Annotated in this window: 4 protein-coding genes; all 4 read left to right on the top strand. The window is 59.1% G+C overall.

Features of this window, described 5'->3' with window-relative positions; translation table 11 throughout:
• The coding region (locus VL688_07585) for a dihydrodipicolinate synthase family protein (protein ID HTL47910.1) at positions 1-412 on the top strand (412 nt) is incomplete at its 5' end.
• Positions 412-1,221 (top strand): 4-hydroxy-tetrahydrodipicolinate reductase, encoded by an 810-nt coding sequence (dapB, locus tag VL688_07580; GenBank protein ID HTL47909.1) that lies wholly within the window; start codon positions 412-414, stop codon positions 1,219-1,221. The genes VL688_07585 and dapB, both read left to right, overlap by 1 nt.
• Before the next feature lie 106 nt (positions 1,222-1,327).
• Positions 1,328-3,391 (top strand): hypothetical protein, encoded by a 2,064-nt coding sequence (locus tag VL688_07575; GenBank protein HTL47908.1) that lies wholly within the window; start codon positions 1,328-1,330, stop codon positions 3,389-3,391.
• A gap of 30 nt (positions 3,392-3,421) precedes the next feature.
• On the top strand, positions 3,422-6,849 hold a 3,428-nt coding region (locus tag VL688_07570), incomplete at its 3' end, for an SdrD B-like domain-containing protein (protein ID HTL47907.1).

The following is a 6,849-nucleotide window of genomic DNA, read 5'->3' as shown; positions in this document are numbered from 1 at the left end:
CCCCACGATCGTGGCCATCAAGGAAGCCAGCGGCAATCTCGACCAGGTCGACCAGATCCGCGAACTGTGCGGCATCACGATTCTCTCCGGCGATGACGGCCTGACCGTGCCCATGATGGCGATCGGCGCGCGCGGCGTCATTTCCGTGACCGCGAACGTGGCGCCGGACAAGATGCGGCAGATGGTGCACGCTGCGCTGAAGGGCGATTACGCCCAGGCCGGGAAAATCCACAGCCAGCTCTGCGGCCTCAACAAGGCCATGTTCATCGAAACCAACCCGATCCCCGTGAAGACCGCGCTTGCCCTGATGAAGATGATTCACGGCGAATTCCGTATGCCGCTTTGCGAGATGGGGGAAGACAACAAGCTGAAACTCAAGCAGGCCCTGAAAAAGGCGGGAGTCCTCAAATGATCAAGCTCGCCGTCGCAGGGGCCGCGGGGAGGATGGGGCGCAGGATTCTCACGCTCGCCGCCGCGGACAAGGAATTTAAAATTGTAGGCGCGCTCGAAAATGCCGACAATCCTCATGTCGGAGACGAACTCGGAAAAGTTCTGGGCCTCGCCCCGCTCGGGGTGGACGTGAGTTCCGATGCGGAAGAAGTTTTCGGGAAGGCCGACGTGCTGATCGATTTCACGCATCATTCCGCGCTCGAAAAGAATGTGAAGACGGCGCTGCGCGCAGGCACCGCGTACGTGGTCGGCACCACCGGCCTGACGCAAAAGCACCTGCAGGCCCTGCGGGCCGCCTCGAAAAAAATCGGCATTGTCCAGTCTCCGAACATGAGCGTTGGCGTGAATCTTCTTTTCAAGCTCTCGCAGCTCGCCGCCAAGGCGCTCGACGAAAGTTACGATCTCGAGATTTCCGAAACGCATCACCGCATGAAAAAAGATTCGCCGAGCGGCACGGCTGTGAAGCTCCTCGAAGTCGTGGCCGAGGCCCGCGGGCGCAAGATCGAAGGCAACACGGTTTACGGCCGCGAAGGCGAGACCGGCGCGCGCCCCCGGGGCGAGATCGGCGTGCTGGCCATGCGGGGCGGCGACGTGGTCGGCGATCATACGGTTTTCTTTTTCGGCGACGGTGAAAGAATCGAACTCACGCACCGGGCCAGCTCACGGGATGCCTTCGCTCAAGGCGCACTTCGCGCGGCGAAATTCATTGCCAAGCGTAAAAGCGGCCTCTATGATATGCAGCAAGTGCTCGGAATCGCTTCTCACGTTTAGAGTTAGCAAATAATTTCCGATACTATTTTTGGTTTCTGCCCTCAAATCGAGGGCTTTTTGTGTTCACTTTACACACGTTTTTAAAAACCAAAAACTGCGTGATCGCTTGAGAAAATTTCAGGCACTTATTTTTTTCTTCGTTCTCACCTTTGCCGGCGGCATCCTGCACGCGGACGATGCCACGTGGCAGGAGCTTGAGAATTGGTCCCAGTCGCATTCTTCCTCCGACGGGGAAACCGCGAATCTTCCTTCCGATACCGGAACTTATTCCGGTCTTTCCGGAACCTCTTCTGAAGCGCCCTCGGAGACAACGACCCCGTCCGCCTCGTCTTCCGAAGAAGGCCGCATCGTGCAGCCGGCCTTGACGCAGCCCGTCAGCGGCGAGGCCCCGGCGGCGCCTGCACGTCATCGCAGGAAAGCCCCGGTCGTGGGCGGCCTGACGCGGGTGCCTACCTATAATATCCACCAGGAAACTCCGGCCGTCGCGGAGACCGCGCCCGCCGCCCCGCAGGACACTCCGTCCGAAGAACCTGCCGCGGAACAGCCGCAGGAACCCGAAGTCACCGCGGCGCCGGCCGCCGAAGAGCAGCCCGAAACCGCGGCAGCGCCGGCCATCGAAGAACAGCCCGAAGAGCCGGCTCCAGCCCCGGCGCCGAAGCCGGCCGCGCCCGCGAGGGCCTCGCGCGCCGCCAAGGAAAAACCCGCGCCTCCGTCTGAAGAAAATATTTTTGCCAAGCATTTCGTTTTGAATCCCGACCAGAAATTGACTTATAAAACGACGGAGATCGGCGGGTTTGTCTTCGTGGAAACGCCGGGCAAGGGCGGCGTGCCCACGTATGCCGCGGTCACGAACTTCGGCGGCAGCGCCCTTCAGGCGCGCGAAATGCAGGGGATCCAGGACACCCAGACGCTCAAAAAATGGGTGAAGGACAATACCGAAGTGCAGAACTTCGAGGGCGCCGACATCCGCATTTTGAAAATGCCGGGCGAAGACGGGCAGAAAGTTTATTTCGTCGGCAACAAAGCTTTTCCTTCGCTGGAGAAAGCCCAGGCGGAAGTGGCCATGGTTCAGGCCGCGGTTCAGGCGTCCGGCGGGGATTTCAACCACATGGTCGACGAGGCCGAAGCCTACGTCGCGCCGCCCGAAGCGCCCGAAGCCATCAATATTCCCAGCCCCGCGGAATTCGAAAAGCAGGAAAAACTTTTCCTCAAGATGCTGGACGCGCTGGACGTCGGCGAAAAGAATTTCGGCCCGTTCCAGGGCGAGGGCCAGGGCGAGGCCGTCACCTGGCAGTCCTTCGGCGAAACCTCGTTCCGCACCACGAACCTTACCGACCATGATTACAACGCGCAGGTGGGTTTCTGGACCAACCGCGTCGTGGTCAAAGGCATCCGCGCCCCGCTCAGCACGATCGACCCCTTCGTGGAAATCACCGGCGCCATGGAATCCGAAGGCTCCGATTTCAAAGACAATCTCAGGGTTTTCGGCGGTCTCGAATGGCGTCCGTTTTCCCAGAATCCCTGGCTTGTCAATTACCGCCCCTGGAGTCTTCCGCTCCTCGAATGGGTCCGCAATTTCCGTTTCTACGTGATGTACGGCGACCTCTTCCCGCTGCACGACGAAATCGAAAACAGCCGCGATTCGGATTTGAATGCCGGCGTGCAGATCTTCTACGAATGGGGCATCGACCTTCCCGCCGCGGGCGAAGGCAAGCGCTCGGGCATCCCGGATTTTCTCCGCGAGTTCATGTGGGGCGAATATTTCGGCAATTACCGGTATGAGAAAACGAACTTCAGCTCCGAAGAGGATTTCGACGCCTTCATCTTCAATTCGTCGGTTATCCTGGGCTTCCGCCTCCCGGGCATCCCGCTGCCGCCGAACCCGATCAACGACGAGCTTGTGCTCATGCCGTACATGCGCTTCGAGCACGTCAACAATTCCGAATTTTCGTTTCCTTATCAGAACCAGTATTTCGTAGGCGCGGGCGTCCGCTGGATGCCGTTCCGGTCTTATCGCTACAAGGAAAACGAATGGCTGTCCAAGGTGAAAATTTTCGGGGAATACGTGGGTGTGGGCAAGGTGCAGAATGCGAAACAGGACGGCGAGGCGCCGTATGCGATACGCGACGACTGGCGCATCGGCGTCAGCTTCTCGAGCCGCCGGTTCTAATTTTTTTTAACGCTTTTAAGAAAAAATTCCATGAGGAACAAAAAAAAATTTGACGGGATGATGTCGAAGGCGGCGAAAGCCGGCCTTTGCCTTCTTTTCGCCTCAGGCGTTTTCGCGGCCTTCGCGCCGGCGCGGGCGTATGCCAATGTGCTCGGTAATGGAGGCTTCGAAGAAGCCATCGGAAGCGGCGTAAACCGGAACTGGGACAATACGAACGGTGCGTCCAGAGCCGATAATGCCACGCTGAACGGCGCGGGTTTTGCGAGCGCGCCGCAAGGCAGCTTCGGGCTCATCGTGCCGGACGGCTCGTTCACGTTCCAGACTTTCGACAACGTCAAGCCCGGCGACTTCGTCACGTTCAACGCGCTCGCGCAGTCGACCACCGTGGGCGCCGGAAACGGTTCGCGTCTCAAAATTGAATTCAAAGAAGTCCGCGCCGACGGCACGGACTATCTCATTTCCTCCGTCACTTCCGGCCGCGCCAATACCACGACCGCTCCCGCGGGCCTGGGCAATCCCTACGTCACCTTGACCGCGTCCGGGACTGCGCCCGCCGCGACCGAACGCATCGTCCTTGTCATCGAGACGACAGGCGGCGGCGGGACCAATGCCTTCGACAGCGCGAACGCGGAAGTCGCTCCGGTGGGCCTGCGCGTAACCCAGAGCAAGAGCACGGTCCAGGTGGGCGAGCCCGTGGCCATGCAGGTGCAGTTTCAAAACGATTCCGGCGACACGCTGACCAATGTGAAACTCCATGTCAGCCTTCCTCCTGGATTCCGCGCCGACGACGCTTCGGTGCGGCTGAACGGCAACAAGGCCGACACGCGCGAAGGATCGCTCATCGTCAGCGCGGGAGACATCGGGGCGGGGCAGGTGATGAACATCGGATTTATCATCATCCCCACGAGCGCCGTGACGATCGGCAATAACTACCGTTTTGATCTCGTGCTCACCAACGGAGCGGAGCTGTCCGAACACGCGGTCGTCCAGCTCGTCGTGACGCCGGATCCTGTTTTCGAGGAAGGCACCATCATCGGTAAAGTGTTCCAGGACGACAACCAGAACGGCGTGCAGGACGAAGGCGAGCGCGGCATTCCCTGGATCAAGCTCGTCACCGAAGAAGGCATCATCGTCATCACCGACGAACACGGCCGCTACAGCATTCCCGCGGTCAAGCCGGGCCGGCATCTGGTGAAGATCGACGGGCACACGCTGCCCGAGGGCACTAAATTTATTACCGAAGAAACATTCCTGGTGAAGACGACGCCGGGCCTCATGAGCAAGGCAAATTTTGCGGTCCTCTTGCCGCCGTCGGAAATGCCGCCGGAATTCGGCGAAGAGCTGAGCGTCAATTTTACGCAGGGCCTGGACACATCGCGCCCGGACCTGGAAGTGGATCTCGAGCCCAAAATCTTGAAGGCCGGCCTGGGTTATCTGGAAAAAGAGGGCGTGTTCAAGTTCAAGATCAATTATCCGGAATTCGTGAAAAACTGGTACATCGAAATCCGTGACGAAGTCGGCACGCAGATCTGGACTGGTTACGGCGTTTCCGCGCCGCCGGAAGAAGTGACCTGGAACGGACAGACCGAAGAAGGGCTTCTCATCAAGCCCGGCATCTATTCCTACCAGCTGAAAGTGGAAGACTTCGAAGGCCATGAAGACTGGACACCGCTCCAGTTTTTCCGCGTGCTTGCCAAAACCGATTCCGAGGACAAAGAGCTGCAGCTTCCGGAAATTCCGGCGGTGGGCAACTTCAACATCTTCAAGGACGGCAAGAGCAGCATCCCGCTCATTGCCAAGCCCACGGTCCGCATCCAGGGCAAGACCAAGCCGGGCTACACCGTGACCATTAACTCCCACGAAACCCCCGTCGAGACCGACGGCCGGTTCCAGACGGAATTTTACGTGACGCCCGGCGAAAAAGAATATCTCGTGGAGGCCAAGAGCCCGGACGGCGTGGTCACGTCCTACCACAAGACCGTGAAGGTGAAAGACAGCATGTTCTTCATGGTCGCTCTCGGCGAGCAGCAGCTCGGCTACAACTTCAACAAAGGCGACATCGAGAGCGCGGGCGAGGAAGGCGCGTACAAGTCCGATTTTTACGAAGACGGGAGGATGTCTTATTATCTGAAGGGCAAGCTCAAGGGCAAATACCTGGTCCAGTCCCATTACGACACCGACGACAAGCGTTCCGCGTTTTTTCGCAATCTCGACCAGGACGACTATTATCCGATTTACGGCGACGGCTCCACGCGCGATTACGAAGCCACCAACACGCGCCAGCGGTTTTACATCCTCATCGAAAAGGACCGGTCGTTCCTCAAATGGGGAAGCTTCCAGACCGAGTTCAACGAGACCGAGCTTTCAACTTACAACCGTACGTTTTCCGGCTTGAAGGGCGCTTACGAAGACACGAAGACCACGGTTTACGGCGACCCGAAAAAGGCAGTGAAATTTTTCTATGCCAAGGCCTCGCATGAAGCCGACCACAACGAGCTTGCGGCGACCGGCGGCACGCTGTATTACCTCCGCAACCGGAACGTGATCGAGGGAAGCGAAAAAATCCGCGTGGAAATCCGCGACAAGCTGCAGGATATCACGGTCGACAGCTACGACCTGCAGGAAGGCAAGGACTACGAGATCGATTACAACGAAGGCCGCATCATGCTGTCGCGGCCGCTGTCTTCCATGGCCGCGTCCGACACGCTGATCTCGTCCAACATCCTGGACGGCAGCCCGGTTTTCCTGGTGATCGATTACGAATTCGACGCGGGCCCGAGCAACATCGAAGACACCAACCGGGGCATCCGCGCCTACACGCACATGGGCGACCATTTCCGCATCGGCGCGACCGGCGTCCAGGAGAAGCGCCACCTGGGCCACGGCCGCGACTACGACCTGCGCGGCATCGATGCCCAGTTCAAGGCCGGCCGCAACACCAAGATCACGGCCGAATACGCCGAGGCCAAGCAGCAACAGACGGGCCAGAGCGTTTCCTACGACGGCGGCCTCAGCTTTGCCGACCTTTCGTCTTTACGCGGGCCGGACACTGAGCCGCGCGAGAACGCCTACCTCATCAAGGGCCAGACCAAGCCGCTCAAGAAACTCGACGTGTCCGGTTACCTGCAGGGCGTGGAGCCCGGCTTTTCCGTGGACCACCTGCGTTCCCAGGAAGGCTATAAGAAGTACGGGCTTGCGACGCAATATCACATTACCGATTCTTTCTATGCCAAGTACCGATTCGACGCCAGCAACGTGGTCGCGCAGCTTTTGCCGCTCGACGAAGAGCCGAATCTCCAGGTGCCGTTCGAAAACCGGCAAAACCATATCGGCCAGCTGGGCTACGACGACGGGCGTTACCTGGGCGAAGTCGAATACATCGAACAGCGCACGGATTTTCCCGCCAATCCGCGCAATCTGAACGAGACCCTGCTTTCGGAATTTCCTTTTGACCGCGG

This window comes from Verrucomicrobiia bacterium (genome assembly GCA_035495615.1).
Classification (GTDB): domain Bacteria; phylum Omnitrophota; class Omnitrophia; order Omnitrophales; family Aquincolibacteriaceae; genus DATJFP01.
Note: the sequence above shows the minus strand (reverse complement) of the source record. Positions and strands in the feature narration are given on the sequence as shown.